At 47.4% G+C, this 20,829-nt stretch carries 22 protein-coding genes; 10 read left to right on the top strand and 12 right to left on the bottom strand.

Features of this window, described 5'->3' with window-relative positions; all coding sequences use genetic code 11:
- Positions 1 to 61 precede the first annotated feature (61 nt).
- A complete protein-coding gene (gene catC / locus IX31_RS02155) occupies positions 62 to 352 on the bottom strand; it encodes a muconolactone Delta-isomerase (RefSeq protein ID WP_034455519.1) in 291 nt (96 codons plus the stop codon).
- Between the two features lie 10 nt (positions 353 to 362).
- Complete coding sequence (locus IX31_RS02150; protein ID WP_034455518.1) at positions 363 to 1,481, bottom strand: muconate cycloisomerase family protein; 1,119 nt, start codon at positions 1,479 to 1,481, stop codon at positions 363 to 365.
- A gap of 314 nt (positions 1,482 to 1,795) precedes the next feature.
- Between IX31_RS02150 and IX31_RS02145 the strand changes: the two genes are divergently transcribed.
- The gene (locus IX31_RS02145) at positions 1,796 to 2,587 is read left to right on the top strand and encodes an IclR family transcriptional regulator domain-containing protein (protein WP_034457063.1); all 792 of its coding nucleotides are present in this window, start codon (positions 1,796 to 1,798) and stop codon (positions 2,585 to 2,587) included.
- Here IX31_RS02145 and IX31_RS02140 read toward each other — a convergent pair.
- The 3 genes from IX31_RS02140 to IX31_RS02130 all read right to left on the bottom strand — a co-directional run bounded on the left by IX31_RS02140 (position 2,579) and on the right by IX31_RS02130 (position 4,983).
- Positions 2,579 to 3,109 (bottom strand): GNAT family N-acetyltransferase, encoded by a 531-nt coding sequence (locus tag IX31_RS02140; RefSeq protein ID WP_034455517.1) that lies wholly within the window; start codon positions 3,107 to 3,109, stop codon positions 2,579 to 2,581. The two genes, IX31_RS02145 and IX31_RS02140, sit on opposite strands and share 9 nt — an antisense overlap.
- A 2-nt stretch (positions 3,110 to 3,111) precedes the next feature.
- Complete coding sequence (locus IX31_RS02135) at positions 3,112 to 4,524, bottom strand: aminotransferase-like domain-containing protein (RefSeq protein WP_034455516.1); 1,413 nt, start codon at positions 4,522 to 4,524, stop codon at positions 3,112 to 3,114.
- A 249-nt stretch (positions 4,525 to 4,773) separates the two neighbouring features.
- The gene (locus IX31_RS02130; protein ID WP_034455515.1) at positions 4,774 to 4,983 is read right to left on the bottom strand and encodes a hypothetical protein; all 210 of its coding nucleotides are present in this window, start codon (positions 4,981 to 4,983) and stop codon (positions 4,774 to 4,776) included.
- A 225-nt stretch (positions 4,984 to 5,208) separates the two neighbouring features.
- On the opposite strand from IX31_RS02130, the gene IX31_RS02125 reads away from it, so the two are divergent.
- Genes IX31_RS02125 through IX31_RS22140 form a run of 3 tightly spaced genes read left to right on the top strand, consistent with a single transcriptional unit; the run spans position 5,209 to position 7,744 of the window.
- Positions 5,209 to 6,609 (top strand): cytochrome ubiquinol oxidase subunit I, encoded by a 1,401-nt coding sequence (locus tag IX31_RS02125; protein WP_034455514.1) that lies wholly within the window; start codon positions 5,209 to 5,211, stop codon positions 6,607 to 6,609.
- A complete protein-coding gene (cydB, locus tag IX31_RS02120) occupies positions 6,609 to 7,622 on the top strand; it encodes a cytochrome d ubiquinol oxidase subunit II (protein ID WP_034455512.1) in 1,014 nt (337 codons plus the stop codon). The genes IX31_RS02125 and cydB overlap by 1 nt, the downstream gene beginning before the upstream one ends.
- Positions 7,622 to 7,744, top strand: a complete 123-nt coding sequence (locus IX31_RS22140) for a DUF2474 domain-containing protein (protein WP_064554228.1) — start codon at positions 7,622 to 7,624, stop codon at positions 7,742 to 7,744. Before cydB ends, IX31_RS22140 begins: the two co-directional genes overlap by 1 nt.
- On the opposite strand, the gene IX31_RS02115 is transcribed toward IX31_RS22140, so the two are convergent.
- Genes IX31_RS02115 through nfrB form a run of 3 tightly spaced genes read right to left on the bottom strand, consistent with a single transcriptional unit; the run spans position 7,745 to position 13,610 of the window.
- Entirely contained in the window at positions 7,745 to 8,608 is an 864-nt protein-coding gene (locus tag IX31_RS02115) for a DUF4434 domain-containing protein (RefSeq protein ID WP_034455511.1), read from the bottom strand. It lies immediately after the preceding gene.
- Complete coding sequence (locus IX31_RS02110; RefSeq protein WP_034455510.1) at positions 8,608 to 11,388, bottom strand: NfrA family protein; 2,781 nt, start codon at positions 11,386 to 11,388, stop codon at positions 8,608 to 8,610. Before IX31_RS02110 ends, IX31_RS02115 begins: the two co-directional genes overlap by 1 nt.
- Positions 11,385 to 13,610, bottom strand: a complete 2,226-nt coding sequence (gene nfrB / locus IX31_RS02105; RefSeq protein WP_034455508.1) for a cyclic di-3',5'-guanylate-activated glycosyltransferase NfrB — start codon at positions 13,608 to 13,610, stop codon at positions 11,385 to 11,387. The genes IX31_RS02110 and nfrB overlap by 4 nt, the downstream gene beginning before the upstream one ends.
- 324 nt (positions 13,611 to 13,934) lie before the next feature.
- Here nfrB and IX31_RS02100 point away from each other — a divergent pair, with 324 nt between their 5' ends.
- The 3 genes from IX31_RS02100 to IX31_RS02090 all read left to right on the top strand — a co-directional run bounded on the left by IX31_RS02100 (position 13,935) and on the right by IX31_RS02090 (position 14,871).
- Positions 13,935 to 14,264: an SMR family transporter gene (locus IX31_RS02100; protein WP_034457061.1), complete on the top strand. Its 330-nt coding sequence runs from the start codon at positions 13,935 to 13,937 to the stop codon at positions 14,262 to 14,264.
- 54 nt (positions 14,265 to 14,318) lie between these two features.
- The gene (locus IX31_RS23375) at positions 14,319 to 14,489 is read left to right on the top strand and encodes a hypothetical protein (RefSeq protein ID WP_157837357.1); all 171 of its coding nucleotides are present in this window, start codon (positions 14,319 to 14,321) and stop codon (positions 14,487 to 14,489) included.
- A 136-nt stretch (positions 14,490 to 14,625) separates the two neighbouring features.
- Positions 14,626 to 14,871 (top strand): DUF2554 family protein, encoded by a 246-nt coding sequence (locus IX31_RS02090; RefSeq protein WP_034457059.1) that lies wholly within the window; start codon positions 14,626 to 14,628, stop codon positions 14,869 to 14,871.
- A 70-nt stretch (positions 14,872 to 14,941) separates the two neighbouring features.
- Here the strand turns inward: IX31_RS02090 and IX31_RS02085 are convergent, their stop codons facing one another.
- The gene (locus IX31_RS02085) at positions 14,942 to 15,685 is read right to left on the bottom strand and encodes an SDR family oxidoreductase (protein WP_034455507.1); all 744 of its coding nucleotides are present in this window, start codon (positions 15,683 to 15,685) and stop codon (positions 14,942 to 14,944) included.
- A gap of 170 nt (positions 15,686 to 15,855) precedes the next feature.
- On the opposite strand from IX31_RS02085, the gene IX31_RS02080 reads away from it, so the two are divergent.
- On the top strand, positions 15,856 to 16,158 hold the full coding sequence (locus IX31_RS02080; RefSeq protein ID WP_034457057.1) for a winged helix-turn-helix transcriptional regulator: 303 nt from the start codon (positions 15,856 to 15,858) through the stop codon (positions 16,156 to 16,158).
- 50 nt (positions 16,159 to 16,208) lie between these two features.
- Here IX31_RS02080 and IX31_RS02075 read toward each other — a convergent pair whose 3' ends face one another.
- Both IX31_RS02075 and IX31_RS02070 read right to left on the bottom strand, forming a co-directional pair.
- Positions 16,209 to 17,327 carry an S-(hydroxymethyl)glutathione dehydrogenase/class III alcohol dehydrogenase gene (locus IX31_RS02075; protein WP_034455506.1) on the bottom strand — a complete coding sequence of 373 codons (1,119 nt, stop codon included), beginning with the start codon at positions 17,325 to 17,327 and terminating at the stop codon, positions 16,209 to 16,211.
- Between the two features lie 31 nt (positions 17,328 to 17,358).
- Positions 17,359 to 17,634 (bottom strand): metal/formaldehyde-sensitive transcriptional repressor, encoded by a 276-nt coding sequence (locus tag IX31_RS02070; protein ID WP_034455505.1) that lies wholly within the window; start codon positions 17,632 to 17,634, stop codon positions 17,359 to 17,361.
- 549 nt (positions 17,635 to 18,183) lie between these two features.
- Here IX31_RS02070 and IX31_RS02065 point away from each other — a divergent pair.
- Complete coding sequence (locus IX31_RS02065; protein WP_034455496.1) at positions 18,184 to 18,924, top strand: glycosyltransferase family 25 protein; 741 nt, start codon at positions 18,184 to 18,186, stop codon at positions 18,922 to 18,924.
- A gap of 310 nt (positions 18,925 to 19,234) precedes the next feature.
- Positions 19,235 to 20,131, top strand: coding sequence for a GNAT family protein (locus IX31_RS02060; protein WP_034455495.1), 897 nt, complete (start codon positions 19,235 to 19,237; stop codon positions 20,129 to 20,131).
- Between the two features lie 289 nt (positions 20,132 to 20,420).
- Here the strand turns inward: IX31_RS02060 and IX31_RS02055 are convergent, their stop codons facing one another.
- Positions 20,421 to 20,690: a hypothetical protein gene (locus tag IX31_RS02055; RefSeq protein WP_034455493.1), complete on the bottom strand. Its 270-nt coding sequence runs from the start codon at positions 20,688 to 20,690 to the stop codon at positions 20,421 to 20,423.
- Positions 20,691 to 20,829: the final 139 nt, after the last annotated feature.

Raw genomic sequence — 20,829 nt, 5'->3', positions numbered from 1 at the left:
CTTATTTGTAGGGAGCCATGCCCTGAAAAAGAGCACGACTAAGATAGATTATTATTGTTATTTACTTATCATCGTTACGAATTGATGATGGATGGCGACACAAAGCATCCACTTGAATATCCATATAAGGATAAAGTGGTAGCCCCATTAATATTTCGTGCAGTTCATCGGCATCTTTAACATCAAAAATGCTGACATTTGAATACAGACCAGCAACGCGCCAGATATGCCGCCATTTACCTTCTTGCTGTAAAGCTTGTGAATAAGCTTTTTCTTTCGCTTTAATTTCTGTCGCCGTTGTTACCGGCATATCTGGCGGAATATTTACCGTCATTTCAACTTTAAATAACATCTCATTCTCCTCATTCCTTGCGGCGATAATAGTTGAGCTTATCTTCATCAATGGTTACGCCAAGCCCTGGAGTCTGAGGCAATTCGACGGAACTATTGGAAAAATGCAGCGGGTTCTCAACAATGTCATCTTTCAATAATAGAGGGCCGAACATTTCAGTCCCCCACTGCAATGGCAGCGTTGACCAGGCATGTAAAGAGGCAACTGTACCGACAGTGCCTTCCAGCATCGTCCCGCCATACAAACCGATTCCCGCAGCCTGAGCCACATGGGCCAGCCTCAACACGCTAGACGGGCCACCTGATTTAGCAATTTTCAACGCGTATGCGCCAATAAAACCACGGCGGGCAATATCAAAACCGTCATCACTGCTGGCAACCGCTTCGTCGGCAAGGATAGCAGCTCGGCAATGCTGGCTAAGATGCACCAGTGCTTCCCGGTTTTGCGCCGCCACCGGCTGTTCAATCAGATCAATACCCATTGCATCAAGCTCAGCGCAACCGCGCACGGCGGTGCTGGTGTCCCACGCCTGATTCACATCAACGCGAGTGCTGGCACGATCTCCCAGTGCATCCACAATGGCACGGGTGTGTTGCATATCCGTGTGATAATCCCGCGCACCAATTTTAAGTTTGAAGGCGCTATGCCGCCCTTCTGCCAGCAGCTTTTCACCTTCTGCAATGTCTTTACTGGTGTCGCCGCTGGCCAGCGTCCATAAAACCGGAAGTTTCGTGGTCAGAGCACCACCCAACAGCGAACTTATCGGCAGACCCAACGCTTTTCCCTGCGCATCGAGCAGTGCGGTTTCAATCGCAGATTTAGCGAAGGTATTGCCACGCACGCACTTATTCATCAGCGCCACAAGGGCATTCACATTATCTGCTGCCTGCCCGATGAGCAGTGGCGCAAGATAGGTATCAATTGCCGATTTGATAGCTTCCGGGCTTTCCACACCGTAACTCAGGCCGCCAATGGTTGTCGCTTCGCCAATCCCGACAATACCGTCTGAGCGAGTCAGACGCAGGATAACCAAAGTCTGACATCCCATAGTGGTCATGGAGAGTTTATGTGGCCGGATGGTCGGCAGGTCGACAATCACGGTGTCGAGTTGTTCGATAGTGGCGCTCATATATCTTCCCTTGGGCACTTTTATAATCAGATAGTTATCACCCTTCGTTGCGGGTAAATTGCCCCTGCAACCTTCGCGGTGTTTTCTGACAATAGGAGTTCACTCGACCTGGCGTCAACGGCGGTAATCGAATTTATGTGCGATTATCGACGTGTTTCGGTTATTCACCGTTAATTTGTGATCCCAGTGGAATATTCTTCATATTGATTGATTCACGATTGTCGCTACGCAGTAGTTAGCGCATTCTGAAGAACATTCTGACGCGACCGTGGGACATTTAAATGGCAGGCAGCAATCCTGATAACATTGAAGTTATGGCGAGCGAAAACGAAGAAATTCAATCTGTTGCAAAACGCGACCCTAATTTTATGCTCTCTCTGGCTCGTGGCCTGGAAGTGCTTAATGCTTTTACCCCTCAGCGCCAGCGTTTGACTATTTCTCAACTGAGCCAGAAAACGCATATTTCACGGGCGGCTGTTCGCCGTTGCCTGTATACCCTTGCGACACTGGGTATGGTGCATAGCCCTGATGGGCGCAGTTATGAATTACTGCCACGAGTACTGACCGTTGGCCATGCTTATCTGGCGGGTACACCGTTGGCAAAAGCTGCGCAAATATCGCTCGATAACCTGAGTAAAAGCCTGAGCCAATCATGCTCAGTCGCCACACTGGATGGGGATGACGTGCTGTATATCGCACGCACCGCAGTCAATAACCTGGTGAGCATCGATATTGGCCGGGGCAGCCGCCTGCCAGCCTGGGCCACATCCATGGGTCGCGTGTTATTAAGCGCATTGCCGGAGGCTGAACTTGAAGCATGGCTGGAACGGGTAAAACTTATCCGCTACACCCAATACTCCATCACGACAGTTACACAATTGCGCGAAGAGATTGCGCTAGTGCGCCGCCAGGGGTACGCCATTAACGATCAGCAACTTGAAATTGGCCTGCGGTCTGTGGCGGTGCCCATGCTGGCTCGCGGTGGGAAAGTCGTTGCGGCGATGAATGTTGGTGTCCCTGCCGCAGAACTTACCGTGGCCGATCTTCGTGCGCAGATATTACCGCCGTTGCGTCGTGCTGCCGCAGAGTTATCGATGTCACTTTAGGTTGGCAATCCGGTAAACAATATGCCGCCGTAAGGGGTGCCCTTCATCCAGAAGAGGATGATCAAACTCCTCACCGCGCTGCATACCGATTTTTTCCATCACGCGCTGCGAAGGGATATTTTCCAGCGCGGTAAAGGCCACAATTTCTTTCATTGCAAACTGCTCAAAGCCGATTTCCAATGCTTTATGCGCTGCTTCTGGCGCATAACCTTTGCCCCAGAACGCGTTATCAAGCCGCCAGCCAATTTCAATAACTGGTGAAAAAGGCAATTTATAGCCAGGAATATTTAGCCCAACAAAACCGATAAATGCCCCGCTACGTTTCTCCTCCACGGCCCAAAAACCCCAGCCGTTTTCCGCTATTCGTTGTTCGATAGTCTTGACCATTTCGTCACTTTCTTCACGCGTACGTATCTTCGGAAAGTAGCGCATCACTTCAGGATTCGCGTTTAACGCAGCAAACGGTTCGAGGTCGCTCTGTTTCCATTGTCGTAGGATCAGGCGTTCGGTGTGATATTCCATGGCTACTCCTTCATTTGATTTTTGATGAGATTCGCTAATGTCTCCACCGCGTGCTGTTCCCGCTCGCCTAAAGCCCATGAGGCATTCAGACGAAAATAGTTATGCCAGGCGCCCCCGGTGGTGAACATTTTACCCGGAGCGATACTGATTTTATGAGCAATAGCCTGTTCACTTAGCACGCTGGCATCCATATATTCCGGCAGTTCAACCCAGACGAAATAGCCGCTTTCACTGTGATGGATTTTTACTTCTGCGGGGAAAAGTTGATGTAGCGCTTGCAAGGTTTGCTGTTTGCGCTCAGCCAGAATGCGCCGCAGCTTACGTAAGTGAGTGTCGTAACGTTTGGTCGCCAGATAATCCACCAGCGCCAGCTGCATTGGCGAACTGGCGGAAAGTGTGCTCATTAACTGAAGCTGCTGAATACGACGTGCATGTTTCCCTGCCGCCACCCAGCCAATACGAAACCCAGCTACCAGGCATTTCGAAAATGACGAGCAATGCAGCGTAATACCCTGTGCATCATATGCCCGTGCTGGTAGCGGACGTTCGCGGCCGTAATACAACTCGCTATACACGTCATCTTCGATGAGCGTCACATTATGTTGTTGTAGTAATTCAACAAGTTGTTGCTTCTTTTGTTGTGACAACGTCACGCCAAGTGGATTCTGAGCATTGGTCATTAACCAACAGGCTTTGACTGGATAATCGTTAAGCGCCTGTTTCAGCGCCACCAGATCGATGCCATTTTGTGGATCGGTCGCCACTGAAAGCGCCTTTAATCGCAAGCGTTCCAGAGCCTGTAACGCACCGTAAAAACAGGGGTTTTCCACAATCACCCAATCGCCCGGCTCAGTCACCGCTTGCAGGCTGAGATTTAACGCTTCCAGCGCACCGGCGGTGATGACAATTTCATCCGGCGAAACTTGCATTCCATGTTGGGCGTAACGTCGAGCAATGGCATGGCGTAGCGCTTCGTTACCCGGCGGCAGGTTTTCAATCACGCTCATTGCTGTTGCCGTTTTACTGACGGTGGCAAGTGAGCGGTTGAGTTGCTGCAGCGGGAATAAACGCGGGTCGGGGAAAGCGGATCCGAATGGCACCACAGTTGAGTCACCACTGGCCTGCAACACATCAAAAATATAGGTATTAATGTCTACCGCTTCATCACGCGTCACTTTTACAGGAGCTATCGCACTGCGCGTTGCTGGGCGAGAAGCCACGTAATAGCCAGATTGAGGCCGGGCGACAATCACCCCCTGACTTTCGAGCATCTGATAGGCATGGCTGACAGTCATAAAACTCATGCCGCTTAGCGCGACTTGCTCGCGCAACGATGGCAACTTATCCCCTGCCAGCCAGGCACCGAGGGCAATTTGATCGATAATCTGCTGTGCAAGTTGCTGGTATTTTTTCATTTTGCGACCGTACCGTTTCTATATCAGTTAACTAAAAATACGCCAATTTAATCAACTGTTATAGACAAATAAGGCTTTTCCTTCGCACCAGCCATGTCACTACAAACTATCTATGGAAAATCAGTGATTGCTGATTGTTGGCGCTAAGCACAAAACCAAACCGTACCATTCACAATGCTACGGCGCGCAAAAACTTAAAATAAACTTAACAATGAAAGAGTATTCAATTGTGGATTTTCTGTTTCTGAATTACACATAAATGGTGTGTACATAAAAAAGATATTTACTGCTGTGTTTGAATTCATCCCGGTAATTGCGGAGTCGCATGGCCGGGATTTTTTTATTGTTAACGCTCACATCCATCAGGGCTGGGATGTCAGCCAATTTGGCAGCAGCAAGTAGCAGGGTTACAGACTCAGCCGAATATTGAAGAAGCTTAAGCATCGATAATGTCTGCATTTAAATAAGCCATCGACTGCGGTAATACTTCATTTGTACCAGGCTGAACGAAACGAAAAGCGGATGTTTATTGATGTATAAATCTTGTGCCGTTTTGGGGGGATTTTGGGGAAGAGCCCGCAGAGGGTCTAAACTGTTATAGCTTTATGTCAGCAGTCTGTTTCTACAAGCCAGATGTGGCGCGGCTTACAATCGTATCGAAATAATTATTATGCGGAGTCCTGCATGTTTGGTTTAGATGCGTTTCATCTGGCAAGGATTCAGTTTGCTTTTACTGTTTCTTTCCACATTATTTTCCCTGCCATCACCATCGGGCTTGCCAGCTATCTGGCTGTGCTTGAAGGGCTATGGCTGAAATCTAAAAATCCGACTTATCGTTCGCTATACGATTTCTGGTCAAAGATCTTCGCTGTTAACTTCGGCATGGGCGTGGTGTCCGGGCTGGTGATGGCCTATCAGTTCGGCACTAACTGGAGCGGCTTTTCGCAATTCGCGGGTAGCATAACCGGGCCGCTTTTGACCTATGAAGTACTGACGGCATTTTTCCTGGAAGCTGGATTCCTGGGCGTGATGCTGTTTGGCTGGAAGCGTGTCGGGCCTGGGCTGCATTTCTTTGCCACTTGTATGGTGGCACTCGGCACACTTATCTCAACATTCTGGATTCTGGCCTCTAATAGCTGGATGCAAACGCCACAAGGGTTTGAAATCCACAACGGCCAGGTTGTGCCGGTAGACTGGTTCGCGGTGGTGTTTAACCCCTCCTTCCCTTACCGACTGTTGCATATGTCGGTGGCAGCATTCCTGAGTAGTGCCTTCTTTGTGGGAGCATCGGCAGCCTGGCATTTACTCCGTGGCAACAAAAGCCCAGCCATTAAAACCATGTTTTCAATGGCGCTTTGGATGGCGTTAATTGTTGCTCCACTACAAGCCATGATTGGCGATATGCACGGACTCAATACCCTGAAACACCAGCCTGCCAAAATTGCTGCCATCGAAGGCCATTGGGAAAATGTGCCAGGTGAGCCCACGCCGTTACTGCTGTTTGGCTGGCCTGATATGGAGCAAGAACGCACGCGCTTTGGCCTTGAAATCCCGGCACTTGGCAGTCTCATCCTCACCCATAGCCTGGATAAACAAGTTCCGGCGCTAAAAGAGTTCCCAAAAGAAGACCGACCGAACTCAACGATAGTGTTCTGGTCGTTCCGTATTATGGCGGGCCTGGGCATGTTGATGATTCTGGCGGGCGTGATGAGTTTGTGGCTGCGCTATCGCCATCGTTTATACGAGAACCGCACCTTCCTGCGCTTTATGTTATGGATGGGTCCATCCGGGCTTATCGCAATTCTGGCCGGTTGGGTGACGACAGAAGTGGGACGCCAACCGTGGGTTGTGTACGGCCTGTTGCGCACTAAAGATGCTGTTTCAGCACATGGTAACTTGCAGATGAGCATAAGCCTGCTGACTTTCTTTGTGGTGTATATGTCAGTATTTGGCGTGGGATATAGCTATATGATTCGTCAGATTAAGAAAGGGCCACAACCGTTTAACGACGACACACCTCCTTCGCACGGCACACCTTCTCGCCCGCTCTCTGCGGCAACAGAATCACTAGAGGAGCTACGCTAATGGGCGTCGATCTGTCAGTTATTTGGTTCGTGATTATTGTCTTCGCAACATTGATGTACATCGTGATGGATGGCTTTGATCTCGGCATTGGCATTCTGTTCCCGTTTGTTCGTGACGCAGATGATCGCGATGTGATGGTGAACAGTGTGGCTCCCGTTTGGGACGGTAACGAAACCTGGTTGGTTCTCGGGGGCGCTGCGTTATTTGGCGCATTCCCTCTTGCATACGCCGTTATTATTGATGCTCTCACCATTCCGTTAACGCTAATGCTCATTGGTTTGATATTTCGTGGTGTGGCATTTGAGTTCCGCTTTAAAGCAACGCCTGCACATCGGCCTTTCTGGGATAAAGCATTTATTGGCGGCTCAGTAGTGGCGACGTTTTGCCAGGGTGTTGTGGTGGGAGCGGTGATTTCCGGCTTCCCGGTCACCGGGCGTACTTTCGGCGGTTCGCAACTGGACTGGATTACTCCGTTTAATCTGTTCTGTGGCGTTGGTCTGGTAGTGGCATATGCATTGCTGGGTGCCAGTTGGCTGGTAATGAAAAGTGAAGATCCTTTGCTGAACACCATGCGTAAAGCCGTGAAGCCATTATTGGCGATAATGTTGGCCATTATCGCGATAATCAGTGTCTGGACGCCCCTCGCTCATCCACAAATTGCTGACCGCTGGTTTAGCCTGCCGAATCTGTACTTCCTGTTGCCGGTACCACTTCTGGTGGTGTTGTGCAGCATCTGGTTATGGAAAGCAGTTGATTCCGGGAAAAGCTGGCACAGCACACCGTTTTTGCTGACGTTGGGGCTGATTTTCTTAGGTTTTAGCGGCTTAGGTATTAGTATCTGGCCCTATCTCATTCCGCCATCAATTACGCTTTGGCAGGCTGCGGCTCCGCCGCAAAGTCAGGGCTTTATGCTGGTCGGCGCGCTGTTTATTATCCCCATTATTTTGGTTTACACCTTCTGGAGCTATTACGTTTTTCGCGGAAAAGTACAACATGGTGAGGGGTATCACTGATGAAACAGACCGGAGTCCGTTTGTTGTGGATGGTCGCGTTATGGGGCGCGAGTGTTTTAGCTTTAACCGCTGTGGGGATGGGATTCCGGCTGCTGATGACAGCGGCCGGGTTTAAGTCCTGATCAAATGGCTAACACACCACTTGCCGCATTCATATAGCGCAATGAAAAGTAGACTCTGTCCTGCCCCGGCGGGACAGGTGTCGCAAGCCATTTTTGCTGATACGCCGCAGGTGCAGGTGTTGCTTTAAACGTTTTGGCCTGTTTATCCTGACGGAACAGTTCGATTACGTTGCCCGCAGACGGGACTTTCAGATACAACGCCCGTTCAGCATCAGTCAACATTTGCGTTCCCGCGCCATCCTGCACCCAAACTTTTACACCACTATGGCTAATGGTTGTCACCCATTTACGATAAGAGTCGGGCGTCATATTTCCGGCAAAGAAACTACTTACTGCAACGGGCTTATCAGCAACCCCCGCCAATGACAGACGGGTTTTACTCAGCCAGCTCAGCGCTGCCTGCTGCATTTTTGGGTCGCGCCAGCGCAGGTCATCGAGTTCGCTACTGATATACCAGCCCGCAATCGACTTCTCTCCCAGTACATCTACCCAACGTTTTGCGACCGCAACATCATTCGCTCGCAGGCGGTTGAGATAATTTTTAAGCGCGGGAAGCGGCTGTTTTTGTCGCTCAAAAAATCGACCATCGGCAGTAAGGCCGATGACCAGTTTCATACCGTTGGCAGCGGTGAGTTGTGCTTTCTGTTCAAGCCAGGCGCGAGATTTCCCATCGCGAAATGCATCATCGTAGCGGCTCCACTGCAATACCAGCGTATCAATTCCCTGCCCTTTGAGTTTGCTCAACACACTTTGCCACTGGGCATCAGTCACTGTGATATCGCGTAATTGCGGCTGATACATCACCGCATTCATGGCATTGGCAAAAGGGGCAACCAGCAGTAACGCGGTTAATAAGATTTTCATTACCAGCGTGCTCCCAGAGTCAGGAAAAGATTATTTTTGGAGTCAGTATCGCGGTTGTGTCCGGAGAACGCCCGCTGATACTCTAGCCCAACACTGACTTTGTGTGGGAAGGCGCTGTAGTGCGTCTCTCCAAACCAGGTATTCAGCCTCACACCAACCCCACCCAGGGTGTTGTCGCGATACGGAGTGTCTGTACTCGCGTTGTACTGGGCATGCCAGTAAGGCTCAATAGTTTGTTTACTATTGATTTTTTGATGCCAACTCATGCGGTAATCGGCGGTATAAAGCTGATAATCTGCTTTCACAAAATGCGCTGCATCAAGATAGAGATTTTGTGCCATCCAGCCATTTCCTGTCGGATGCCAATCATCACTATATTTACCGCCATTAAAGAACGAGGTACTGGCACGCAGCATAACGTCAGCCTGGCCGTGATGATGATCCAGCGGAATTTGTTGTTCAGCCGCCAGATAAATAACCTGCTCACGAAGCGGTTTCCAGCGCACACCAACCCCCAACATTGGCTCATAAACCGGCATAAAGCTCTGCTGGCCGTTACTGTCACTACCAGCAAACACACGGCTGTAAACAGAAAGCTGATCGCCGTCGATAAGCTGGTTTTTACCAATGCGGTACTCGGCCTCAAATTGCTGATAGCTACGGTAACTTTTCCCCTGCTGAACCCCGTTATTACTGCCTCCACTATTCAATGAATTTGACGTTAAACCGAATGAACCATCGTAGGTGAAAGTCCAGCGACGTTGGCTATCTTCATGAATGCGGCGGAACTCAAAACGGTCTTCTTGCTGTTTTTCACTCAACTGTTGTTGCGGAGTGATGCTGTTATCAATGTCATCCACAACTTGCTCGCTGTACTGCTTAGTTTTCGGCTTATCGTCCAGCCGTTCATTGAGATAAACCAGTTGACGCAAGATCTCAGGGGAATCCGTGTGGGTTTCAAGGGCTTTTTCCAGTGCATCACGGGCTTCGTGATGCTTACCTTGCGTTAATAGCGCGAAACCACGCGCGGCATCATCCATCATGGGAGTCGATTCCAGTTTCAGATCCGACATTCCCCGTTGTGAGGCAATATTCTGCCAATGGGCAAAGGCCTTCTCATCTCCGGAAAGTTTTGCGCTGCGCGCCGCAGCCTGTACATCGTTATCCACCATTTCTATGGCAGGAATCTGTGCCCAACTCGTATTGGCTAGTGCGTAATCTTCTGCGGCATAAGCCAGATAAGCCACCTGACGTTGATAAAACGGCGAAGGGTCGCGCGCTACCGCTTGTTCAGCAGCGTACAGAGCCAAACCAGGTTGCACCGGATAGCATTGCGCCAGATGCGACCAGGTTTCAGCGTCATACTGCGCAGATAAATCACCTACCAGGTTGCGCACAATGTGGCAGTTTTCCTGCCCCTGGAACAGTCGTGCCTGCGCCATACGTTGTGTGGCGGTTGGCAAAGGTTTGGCCAGTCGAGCTTTATTCTCGGCAGTCAACCAATCCGGGTGTGCTGCAAGCTGGCTATATAAGCGTGCACTCAGTGAATGCTGTAACTTACCGGCCTGATTAAATGGCCAGTAACGCAATAGCAGTTCGGTAACCACTTTCCCCTGGCCCATCGAAACCAGTTGATAGCTGACTGTTTCCAGTTCTTGCGCGGATAAACCGCGAGTTTGCGAGATTTTATTAATGATCTGCATGCTGGATTGCGTGTCTTTCTGCGCCAGACTTAACGCTAAACGCTGATCGAGAGCCTGCATTTGCGGGAAGGTACTGAGCAGTTCGCTTGCCCCTGTCCAGTCACCTTTTTGGATGCGAATGGGCACTAAAGTCGATAACACATACTGTTTGTTTTCTGGATGTTTAACGCTCCACCCAGCAACGGTGTGCCCTGGTTGCTGGCTATAGGTTGCCAATAATCGCATCCAATTACGTTCTTCTATGGCTGAAGCAAATACGGGTTTACGGCTTGCGAGATAACGGCGCAATTGAGTCAGTGCATTACGCTCAGCCAATGACTGCGCGTAAGCCAGTTGCATTCCGGCACTGTTCATCACGCCCTGGCTTTGCAAATCCAGGATTCGCTGATCGCGGTGCATATGCAACAAAATGGCAAACCATTGGTGATACTGCGCCTCACTCAACGTCGCCTCGCTATCTAACAGGGCGAAACCCTGATCGGCTGCCGCCCACTGTTGCAAGAAAATTGCTCGTTGCGTGTAGTTGTCCGTCAGTTGCTGCCCCTCTTTTGAGTGACGGAACTGCGGGTCAGATAACTGCGCTCGGGCTATATCCAGGTTATTGAGTTTGAGAGCATAGTTGCCCACTTCGCTACGACACTGAATGCCAGGCGCGGCATCACAGTTTTTCTGGAAAGCTAACAATTGCTCGTGTGTTTTGACTTCTGGAATAGGCACAGGAATCGCCACCAGAGCGCGCTGTAAATCAGGGTTTTGTGGCCTTTTCGCAAGCTCAGTTTCCAGTAATTCCCGTGCTTTCTTATCGTAGCCAAAGTGTCGATAAGCCTCAGCCAGCCATAACGACAGGCGAACACTTTCGGGTGCCATTGCATGTGCATGCTCAAAACTGCGCAACGCGCGAGTTTCATCATTAGCTTTCAGGGCTTTATGTGCCCGTTCAATATGCGGGTAAACCTTGAAATAAAGGTAATCACTGATTTCAGAATCTTGTTTAGACCCTTCCTGTGCAGCCAAAGCGGGGACGACAAGTAAAACACCACAAACCAGAGTCGCCAGCGGAGTTAGTCGTATTTTCATACTCTCTCTCCGGCGAGCTGTATTTGTTGCAATCCGCTGATACCTGCTTTTTTCAGCAGACCTTTCAACGAAGGTTGCAATCTCTTTTGCTGTGCCAGCGCGTGATCAACAACATCTTGGCTCACTACACCTTCTTGAACCAGAAATTCGCCAAACATCAAATCGCTGCGTTCATAACGTAATAGCACAGCACGCAAAACAGCTTCATTAAGGTGAGACTCATTGCTCAACACTTCAGCAAACAGTAGTTGCCCGGAGACATATTTGTCCCAAATCTCATCAGCCTGCGCTTTTGTGAGAAGGTTTTCTTTTACGGCACTGTCGAGCAATTGCTTTTCTTTTGTCGATTGTTCTTCGCCATACCAGTGACGCAGGCCAATCACCACCTGGCCTCGCGGCACAATAACGTAGCTCACATTGCGTTCGAGTTTGCGGCCCAGCGCTGATAAAGAAACGGGATCAATTGAGTTTTCACAAGCCAGAATCAGGGTGTCACCTTCCATGCGCAATGGCAGAACCGCATGGTGCAGCACTACTTTTGCAGGAACGCTCTTAATCAGTGATTCATCGAGCGCGAGAGGATCAATCGACTCCATTGGCACTTCAGCCTGTTTGGCCAGGGCAACAGCAAGCTGATATGCAGTGATATAGCCCAGTTGTACGAGGCTTCCGCCCAGTTTTAGACCTGGAATGCGCTTTTGCAGCGCTTCTTCAAGTTCAGCCTGGGTAATCACACCAGAATCCACCAGGATATAACCCAATGGTTGAGCTGAGCGCTGAGCACTAACGCTCGGGAAATCGTGAGTCGTTTTATCCCATGCCACGCGGCGAGGGTCGCCATGTTGGATAACCTGCTTAATCGCCCGCCAGTTCGCCATAAAGTTAATGAGGTTGCCCCAGAACAGTCGCGGAATAACCAACAAACCTTGCGCCAGCCCGTAATAACCTGTCACGAAAATCATGCGTTGAATGATGCGGTTAGACATCAGCAGAAAGTTAATCCACAGCAACATCGTCAACCATGAACCGCCGACAAATATTGATAAGAACTGCCATGCTCCATCGACGTTGCGCTGATAAATGATGATGGCAACCAGTTGCAACATGACTAGCATCGCCGCAAAACTCAGGAAGTTTGCGATCGCCCCTTTACGGTCACGCCACAGGAAATAGTTGAGAACCGGGCTCGCACTCCAGCGGTGAGTTTTAAAACCCTGGAATACGATGCCGATTATCCAACGTGATTTTTGCCGCACGGCTGTGGCAAAGGTGTCAGGGAAATATTCGCGCACACAGATAACATTGGCAGTTCGAGTGCGTTGGCCAAAGGGTTTGGCTGATTTATCTTTTGCGTCAACAACCGGGAAGCGACAGAAAATCTCTTCCATTCCTTTTTGACGCAGACGGAAACCAATATCGTAATCTTCCGTCAGGCTCTGGACATCAAACGCAATGCCGTCACCATCGGCTAATAACGCCAGAACCGCACGGCGGCTAAAACATGTACCCACACCTGCGCTTGGAACCTGCCCGGCTAATGCCTCGCGTACCGGTACATCTTTACCATGCAGCTCTGAAAACTCATCCAGATAGCTAAGGCTTGTGAAGTGCGTCCATTTGCGTTCAAAGGGATACACAGGGATCTGAATTAAGTCTTTTCTATCAACCAGATAATTGAAAAGGCGCAATTCGAGGGGAGAAATAACATCTTCTGCGTCGTGGAGAATAAAACCGGAGAAGTTAAAACGCGCGCTGTTTTCAAACTGTAAAATCGCATCCAGAATGTTGTTCAGGCAGTCTGCTTTGCTGGTGGGGCCTGGCCGTGCGCATACCACTTTATGAACGTTTGGAAAACGTGCGCAGACTTCATCTACATCACGTTGCGTATCCGGGTCATTAGGGTAAGTACCAACAAATATATGGTAGTTTTCGTAGTCCAGCGAACTGGCAGCCAGACGCGCCATATTCCCGATAACCCCGGTTTCATTCCATGCGGGAACCATAATAGCCAATGCTTTTTCTTGTGGCTCATATAGGGCTTTATAGTCGAGATAATCATTGTTGCGATATACCGTCACTGCGCGCCATCCCCGGCGAACCCAGTAAACAATATCAATAAATAGGTCATCAATTCCGCTAATTAACATCAATATCGCCAGCGTAATAGCGATGAATTTCAAACCGTAGAGATACGTTGAAAAGTAATCAACAAACCAGTCCATTTTTTACCTCAAAGGTCATGTGAAGCCTAGTGCTGCGATCCACAGAGGTCAGATGCATCTACAACAAGGCCTCATATGTTACCCGTATCATAAAATAATAAGATGAATCCTGGAAGGTTATAAACCTGCAATTAATGCTTTTTACAATCAATAAAATCGCATGATCAGCATAAAAACCAGTGTTTTCAACTAGTATTCAAATGAAATACAGAGCATGAGAGAAGCATGAGAAATGAGAGTTTCTATGATGGTGAGGGAGCATTTCTTGCCAGCAATGGCTTTGATCTTTACATTGACGGCCTGAATAGTGAGGGAGAAACGAACATGACTTATATCTGGCTGATTGTGGCAATTATTGCAGAAGTGATTGCGACCACATCCCTGAAACTCTCGGAGGGATTTAGCCGTTTATGGCCAAGCGTGGTCACCATTGTGTTCTACGGCGTGGCGTTTTATTGCTTGTCGGTAACCATGCGTACCATCCCTACCGGGATAATTTATGCCATTTGGTCTGGTGCTGGAATCGTGTTAATCGGTGCTGTGGGCTGGATTTTTTTGGGGCAGAAACTTGATTGGCCGGCGATCGCGGGTATGGCGTTGATCATTATTGGCGTGTTAGTCATTAACTTATTTTCAAAGTCGGTTGCGCATTAATCCCTCTATTTGTCGCCATGTTTGCGGGTTTTTCTATAGCGAAAGCTTGGCAGCATGGCAGCATGGCAGCATGGCAGCATGGCAGCATGGCAGCATGGCAGCATGGCAGCATGGCAGCATGGCAGCATGGCAGCATGGCAGCATGGCAGCATGGCAGCATGGCAGCATGGCAGCATGGCAGCATGGCAGCATGGCAGCATGGCAGCATGGCATATCAATTATTAACCAATCATCAACCAAAACTTAACTGTTGAACCTTTTACACTGCTGACAATTCTTTTGCTTTTTTTCTAAAAGTTGAATAGTAACCAGGCGGAATTATCTATACAGTGTGCCCGTCACGTTAATGAGGTTGATGGTAATGGTTAAACAATTGAGATCAAAATTAGGGATGATTTTGTTGCTTATAGGCACGGCGCTGTTCTCTGGCCAGACTACAGCACAAACACATGGTCATTTTTATTTGGTCGTCAAAAGTGCTGACATGTTGCTACGCCATCAGGCTGATAGTGACGAGATTCGTCAGGCTGCCGAGGATTCCGCCGCCGATTTTCGTGAACAGCATTTTCACGTAAAAGAGCGCCGTCCGGGGATTCATCAACTCTAAGGCCGTATAACTCAGTTCGATTTAAACGAATATCTCTTCTGGTAAATCGAACTGAGCTCTTCAATCGTTATTACAAATTGCCTACTCCACCATCGATTAATAATTCGCTGCCGACCATAAAAGCAGATTCATCAGATGCGAGAAAGACGGCGGCTTTTGCCAATTCAAGAGCCGTGCCCAAACGACCGATTGGCACGAGCGCACGAATCTCTTCGTGTAGTGCTTCTTGCGACGCTCCATTGCCAAGTTTACCCAAAGCCGGCGTTTCTGTTGGGCCAGGACTTAATCCATTCACCCGAATACCTCGCGAGTGCAACTCGCCAGAAAGTGTTCGTGCCAATGAAAGGATTGCGGCTTTACTGGCAGCGTAAACATTGCTTTGTGGCAAACCAATATGCGCACTCACAGAACCACAAACAATTATCGAGGCTGGGTTAGCCAGCAGTGGCAATAGCGCCTGAATCAAAAAGAACGGCCCTTTTAAATTGGTATTCATCAGTCGGTCATAACTGCTTTCGTCCCAGTCTTGTAGTGGATGATGCGTTACATCACCGGCATTCACATACAATACGTCCAGGCGCGGCCAGCGTTGCGCAATCTGTTCAGCCACATCACGTTGTTGACCGATATCACCCGCTTCGCTGCGAATAATATATACATTTCCCAGTTGCTCTTTGGCAGCCAATAATCCTGATTCACTACGCCCGGTGATCGCAACTGTTGCCCCCTCGGCAATAAACTGCCGCGCGGTTTCAAACCCAATACCGCTGGTACCACCGGTGATTAGTGCGTATTTACCTTGAAGTCTGCCCATTGCTGTTACTCCATGATTGACTAGTCAGCGCATTATTTACGCTATAGTATCTTTTGGATAGTAGGCACCATTTAGATACTAAGGCACTTGATGGGATGCATTGACTATTCACAGGAGGATGCGTGATAAATAATTTTTCGACCTTGCCAACAGCGGATCAAAGCTGCCCGATGGTCAGTTTTGTGAATTTGATTTCTGGAAAATGGGCGATCCCGATTCTTTACCGCTTGATAATCATTGATGAGCCGGTGCGCTTTAGCGATCTACAGCGTGCGGTTTACCCGATTACTCAAAAAGAGTTGACGCGCCAGCTACGGCAATTTGAAACAAGACGGCTGGTGACCCGGCAGGTCTTCGCGGAAGTGCCACCGAGAGTGGAGTATCAGATAACGGAATTAGGGAAGTCGCTACGGCCTACGCTTGATTCGTTAGCGGACTGGATGCGGGAAAATAGTGAGCAGTTGAGAGAGTAGAACCCTCACTGATGTGCTAATAAATGCAACCAGTGAGGGGCCTTTATCGGTTACTTATCGCCGAAATGGATAACGGTACGAATCGACTTGCCTTCGTGCATTAAATCGAATGCTTCGTTGATTTGCTCAAGCGGCATGCGGTGCGTGATAAACGGGTCAAGGTTGATTTTGCCAACCATTGCGTCTTCCACCATACCTGGCAGTTGTGTGCGCCCTTTCACTCCGCCAAATGCAGAGCCACGCCATACGCGGCCTGTTACCAACTGGAACGGACGGGTTTTGATCTCTTGACCTGCGCCCGCAACGCCGATGATAACGCTTTCGCCCCAGCCTTTATGGCAGCATTCCAGCGCGGAACGCATAACATTGACGTTGCCGATACATTCAAAGCTGAAATCCACGCCGCCGTCGGTCAGTTCGACAATCACGTCCTGAATCGGCTTTTCGTAATCTTTCGGGTTGATGCAATCGGTCGCACCCATTTCGGTCGCCAGTTTGAATTTCTCTGGATTGGTGTCAATGGCCAGAATACGCCCGGCTTTCGCCTGTACCGCCCCCTGAATCACCGCCAGGCCAATCCCACCCAGGCCAAAGACAGCAACAGTATCGCCCTCTTTCACTTTCGCCGTATTATGCACCGCGCCGATGCCTGTGGTGACTCCGCAACCTAACAAGCACACTTTATCCAGTGGTGCCTGCGGGTTAACTTTTGCTAAAGAAATCTCCGCCACCACGGTGTACTCACTGAAAGTACTGGTGCCCATGTAGTGGTAAATCGGTTCGCCATTATAAGAAAAACGCGTGGTGCCATCTGGCATCAAACCTTTACCCTGGGTGGCGCGAACGGCCTGACACAGGTTAGTTTTGCCTGATTTACAGAACTTACACTCGCGGCATTCTGCGGTGTACAAAGGAATAACATGATCGCCTGGTTTCAGGCTAGTAACACCCTCACCCACTTCCACAACGATACCGCCGCCCTCGTGGCCCAACACTGCCGGGAACACACCTTCAGGATCATCACCAGATAAGGTGAAAGCATCGGTATGGCAAACGCCAGTATGGGTAATCTTTACCAGCACTTCGCCTTTTTGTGGCGGCGCTACATCAATTTCTACGATCTCAAGCGGTTTGCCTGGGCCAAATGCAACAGCTGCACGTGATTTCATATTCTTCTTCCGTCGTCAGGTGGGAGTGATTTTATTTTAGATAAGAGCGAATTAAATTACCGACTTCTGCCATTCGCACAGCACGCTGATCCTCAGAGGTGTCCCCCGCGACCAGCTCGTCTTTTAGATGGATCTCCATCATTTCGCCCATCAGGCCGTTCGCCGCTCCGCGAACCGCTGCGATTTGTTGCAAGATGGCGATGCAAGGATCGCCATTTTCCAGAGCGCGTTCTATTGCTTCAGTCTGGCCACGTATGCGTCGCACGCGAGTCAGAATGCGTTTTTTGTCTTCAGGTGAATGTGGCATTTTGACCTCCTGATACTATAGGGGGGTATGGTACACCATTTCACACTTAATTGATAAAATTGATTTTATTATATTATTCAATGAGATAACCATTTTACCCAAAAGACACATGGGGATATGCACAGTTATTTAGTTACCCCTAAAACTGCCCTAAAAAGCAATAATACCCCTGAAATCAGCGGCAAAGAACGTTCAGACGTACGTAAAATAATTACCTAATCATTTTCGCACACGGCCTCGAGGTCTACGGTGTTTACGTAAGACAAGGAGTTCAGCTTCTTCATCAACTGATAGATTTGGATTATGCGTTACTTATGAACCATCATTGATTGTAATCAATAGTTACTATTTTTTTTGGTGCCAAAATATGCCATTCATGTAAGACAATCTCCGATACAAATTAAATCTATTTTCTCCGGGCATGAAAATGCCAACCAGTAAGTAATAGATTAAGTTTGTTAATGTTCTAGTTATATAAATATCCAAAAATGGATATTTATATAACTTATCTACGCCTGTTTTAGGCGTAAACGATGGATACGTTAATATATGCGTGTTTTTATAATTAGCCTTGAATCTGAACAAGAGCGTAGACGTAAGATAAGCTTGCAATGCAAAGAGCAATCATTGCTTTGTGAATTTATCAATGCTATTGACGGAAGAAAACTCCCCTCAGAAATTGCAACAACCGTCACACATGATTTTTACAACAGTAAATTAACACGTGGTGAAATTGGTTGTGCATTAAGCCACCTAAATATTTATTCAAAAATGGTTTCTGAAAATATTTGTCACGCCTTAGTACTTGAAGATGATGCCATTTTCGATGACTCTTTGCATGAATGTCTTAGCGGTGTTGACGGGATAATCAGAGAAGATAAGCCTGAGATATTCATTCTTACCGCCAGGTGCTCATATAATAAGCATATTAAGAAAACAGATTTCTCAGGTCGCAATTATTTTAGAATAACAAATGGAAGCGGCGGGTATGGTTATATAATAAATCTCCCGGCCGCGAAACTGTTATTGGAGAGAAACTTACCAATAAAATTCGAAGCTGATAGATGGACTATTTTTAGAGATATTGCAGGACTTAATGTCTGGTGCACTAAAGTGCCTGTAATTCGACACGCCTGTGTAATTGATGATAAATCTACAATAGGTTCTGAGCGCATATCTTTAGCAGAAGATAGAGGTCAAGTGATAAACAAGCTAAAGAGAGAAATTCCGTTTTATCAACTAAAAAGAATTAAAAACATCATTCTAAATAAGTCAGGGATTAGTAACTAATGCAATATCTTGTATGGGGTATCGTTGTACTGGTTGTGTGGTATTTGGTGGGCTATTTCGTAAATAAGCGAAACGTAAATGTCAATGAAGGTGACGAGCATCAAGAATGCCCATATGAATAGCCTGTATATATGAGTTTTTCTTTGCCTATCATGCCATAACAGGGTCTACGTAAGGTAAGGGATTCTCTTTCTTCATCAACCAATAGATTTTGATTGTGTTACTTACTAATCATCACTGACTTTTATTAATAGTTACTAAATTCTTTGATGCCATAATTTGTCATTCGATGATAATGCAAAGACGTATAATGAAAAATAAACTTATAAAATTCGCTTTTCATTGGGATGAGTGTTCGCTCGATGAATACAGTAAAATTTATGCACAATTTGGCGGAAATACAATAAGCAACCCAACAATATTGAATTATGTTTCTACATACTATGATGTAAACACTCGCTACTTTATTGACAGAAACGAGTGTGATGGTTATGATGCGGCTATTGCTACGTGGGATAATGTTATCGCAGGTGATAAAAAAATCGCAAGAAAGCATGGTATAAATATACCTATTGCCTTCGATGAAATAATTATTCCGCAGAAACCAAATCAAAAAAAATTAATCCTTCCTTTTTCTACTAAGATTCTTTCAGCCAATCACACTGGTGCAGTAATTAATGCCCTTACAAAGCTAAATTCTGGTCGGGAAGTTTGCATAGTAAAACCTATTTCAGGGAAAAGTCGTCAGACACTTAACCGCCAATTGAACCAATTTTTAAGTAAAGGTGGTAAAATTCATAGTGTTAACTCTGTTTCAACTGAGTATTTTCTTGAAATTTATAGCGATTTATTCTTTGCGAGACGTAATAAAGTTGCTGAAATTGAACAAACTAGTCATTTTTTGTCACGTGTTGATAACATTTTGTTTGGTAGTTATTTGTCTTTTAATGATGAACCTTGTGCCGCACAATTCATAACCAAAACGGAAGATGCAACAACGGTTTATCTCGATTATATAAACTCGGGTAGAAATATGGATTTGAAGGAATTTTCAATTGGTACTATTTGTATGTGGGAAAATATAAAATCCGCCTTCGCATATGCCGAGAGTGTAAATAAAAAACTTAGATTTTGCTTTGGCAAGCCGACGCATGATTATAAAGACCGCTTTTGCATAAGACAAAAATTAATGAGAACCGTAGCCTAATACTAGTTGCCTTAGTAAAGGTGTGTGAAAATAGATATCAAAGTAATTAGATATAATTTTTTGTGTTTTATTTTTATTATTGTTGCACTGTGCTTACATTTTAGAATGATTAAACAATCAAAGGGACTATATAGGTCAGTACAGGAATATAGGAAAGTGCCGAATATTTAAACCATGATGGAATCATAGCAGAGCGATTGTTTTCGCAGATGAAGGATGCGAGTGAGAAAAAGCAGCCGTTGGTGTTGTGGATGTCCGCTGCCGTAACCCCAACGGGATTTGTGTTCTGCTACTTTTTGCGAAAAAGTTTAATAGCAACTGCCGTCAGAATCCCTATCAGGGGCATGGCTATAGCGCCCGCTAAAAAATTATGCTGGTCTATTCGCTTTTCGCGGCGGATATCAGCAAAGCGGGCCAGCGCGTGGTTTTCATCAATGGCACTGACTTCTTCGAATTGTTTTTCGTAACCCTGTTCAGTCAATCGAGCGGCTGTGTCCGTGTCAGGCCTTTCTAATACAACGGTTTGTTTATCTTTTTTAAAAAAACAGTAATCCGGCATTTGGTGCTCCACATTTAGGAATTCGCGCTTAAACAACATACATACCTGTATTAATTCCGTACATATCTGCCTGTGGTTTCGCATCCAACTGCACACTTATTTGCATTTTAGTTGATCGAATCCAGCAAAATCTGAGGTA

It is taken from the genome of Buttiauxella noackiae (assembly GCF_000737905.1).
Classification (GTDB): domain Bacteria; phylum Pseudomonadota; class Gammaproteobacteria; order Enterobacterales; family Enterobacteriaceae; genus Buttiauxella; species Buttiauxella noackiae.
This window is presented reverse-complemented; position numbering and strand designations above follow the sequence as displayed.

Excerpts from the sequence above, each read along its gene's own strand:
- catC (WP_034455519.1), bottom strand. The coding sequence starts at position 352 with ATGTTATTTAAAGTTGAAATGACGGTAAATATTCCGCCAGATATGCCG.
- IX31_RS02150 (WP_034455518.1), bottom strand. The coding sequence starts at position 1,481 with ATGAGCGCCACTATCGAACAACTCGACACCGTGATTGTCGACCTGCCG.
- IX31_RS02145 (WP_034457063.1), top strand. The coding sequence starts at position 1,796 with ATGGCGAGCGAAAACGAAGAAATTCAATCTGTTGCAAAACGCGACCCT.
- IX31_RS02140 (WP_034455517.1), bottom strand. The coding sequence starts at position 3,109 with ATGGAATATCACACCGAACGCCTGATCCTACGACAATGGAAACAGAGC.
- IX31_RS02135 (WP_034455516.1), bottom strand. The coding sequence starts at position 4,524 with ATGAAAAAATACCAGCAACTTGCACAGCAGATTATCGATCAAATTGCC.
- IX31_RS02130 (WP_034455515.1), bottom strand. The coding sequence starts at position 4,983 with ATGCAGACATTATCGATGCTTAAGCTTCTTCAATATTCGGCTGAGTCT.
- IX31_RS02125 (WP_034455514.1), top strand. The coding sequence starts at position 5,209 with ATGTTTGGTTTAGATGCGTTTCATCTGGCAAGGATTCAGTTTGCTTTT.
- cydB (WP_034455512.1), top strand. The coding sequence starts at position 6,609 with ATGGGCGTCGATCTGTCAGTTATTTGGTTCGTGATTATTGTCTTCGCA.
- IX31_RS22140 (WP_064554228.1), top strand. The coding sequence starts at position 7,622 with ATGAAACAGACCGGAGTCCGTTTGTTGTGGATGGTCGCGTTATGGGGC.
- IX31_RS02115 (WP_034455511.1), bottom strand. The coding sequence starts at position 8,608 with ATGAAAATCTTATTAACCGCGTTACTGCTGGTTGCCCCTTTTGCCAAT.
- IX31_RS02110 (WP_034455510.1), bottom strand. The coding sequence starts at position 11,388 with ATGAAAATACGACTAACTCCGCTGGCGACTCTGGTTTGTGGTGTTTTA.
- nfrB (WP_034455508.1), bottom strand. The coding sequence starts at position 13,610 with ATGGACTGGTTTGTTGATTACTTTTCAACGTATCTCTACGGTTTGAAA.
- IX31_RS02100 (WP_034457061.1), top strand. The coding sequence starts at position 13,935 with ATGACTTATATCTGGCTGATTGTGGCAATTATTGCAGAAGTGATTGCG.
- IX31_RS23375 (WP_157837357.1), top strand. The coding sequence starts at position 14,319 with ATGGCAGCATGGCAGCATGGCAGCATGGCAGCATGGCAGCATGGCAGC.
- IX31_RS02090 (WP_034457059.1), top strand. The coding sequence starts at position 14,626 with ATGGTTAAACAATTGAGATCAAAATTAGGGATGATTTTGTTGCTTATA.
- IX31_RS02085 (WP_034455507.1), bottom strand. The coding sequence starts at position 15,685 with ATGGGCAGACTTCAAGGTAAATACGCACTAATCACCGGTGGTACCAGC.
- IX31_RS02080 (WP_034457057.1), top strand. The coding sequence starts at position 15,856 with ATGGTCAGTTTTGTGAATTTGATTTCTGGAAAATGGGCGATCCCGATT.
- IX31_RS02075 (WP_034455506.1), bottom strand. The coding sequence starts at position 17,327 with ATGAAATCACGTGCAGCTGTTGCATTTGGCCCAGGCAAACCGCTTGAG.
- IX31_RS02070 (WP_034455505.1), bottom strand. The coding sequence starts at position 17,634 with ATGCCACATTCACCTGAAGACAAAAAACGCATTCTGACTCGCGTGCGA.
- IX31_RS02065 (WP_034455496.1), top strand. The coding sequence starts at position 18,184 with ATGCGTGTTTTTATAATTAGCCTTGAATCTGAACAAGAGCGTAGACGT.
- IX31_RS02060 (WP_034455495.1), top strand. The coding sequence starts at position 19,235 with ATGAAAAATAAACTTATAAAATTCGCTTTTCATTGGGATGAGTGTTCG.
- IX31_RS02055 (WP_034455493.1), bottom strand. The coding sequence starts at position 20,690 with ATGCCGGATTACTGTTTTTTTAAAAAAGATAAACAAACCGTTGTATTA.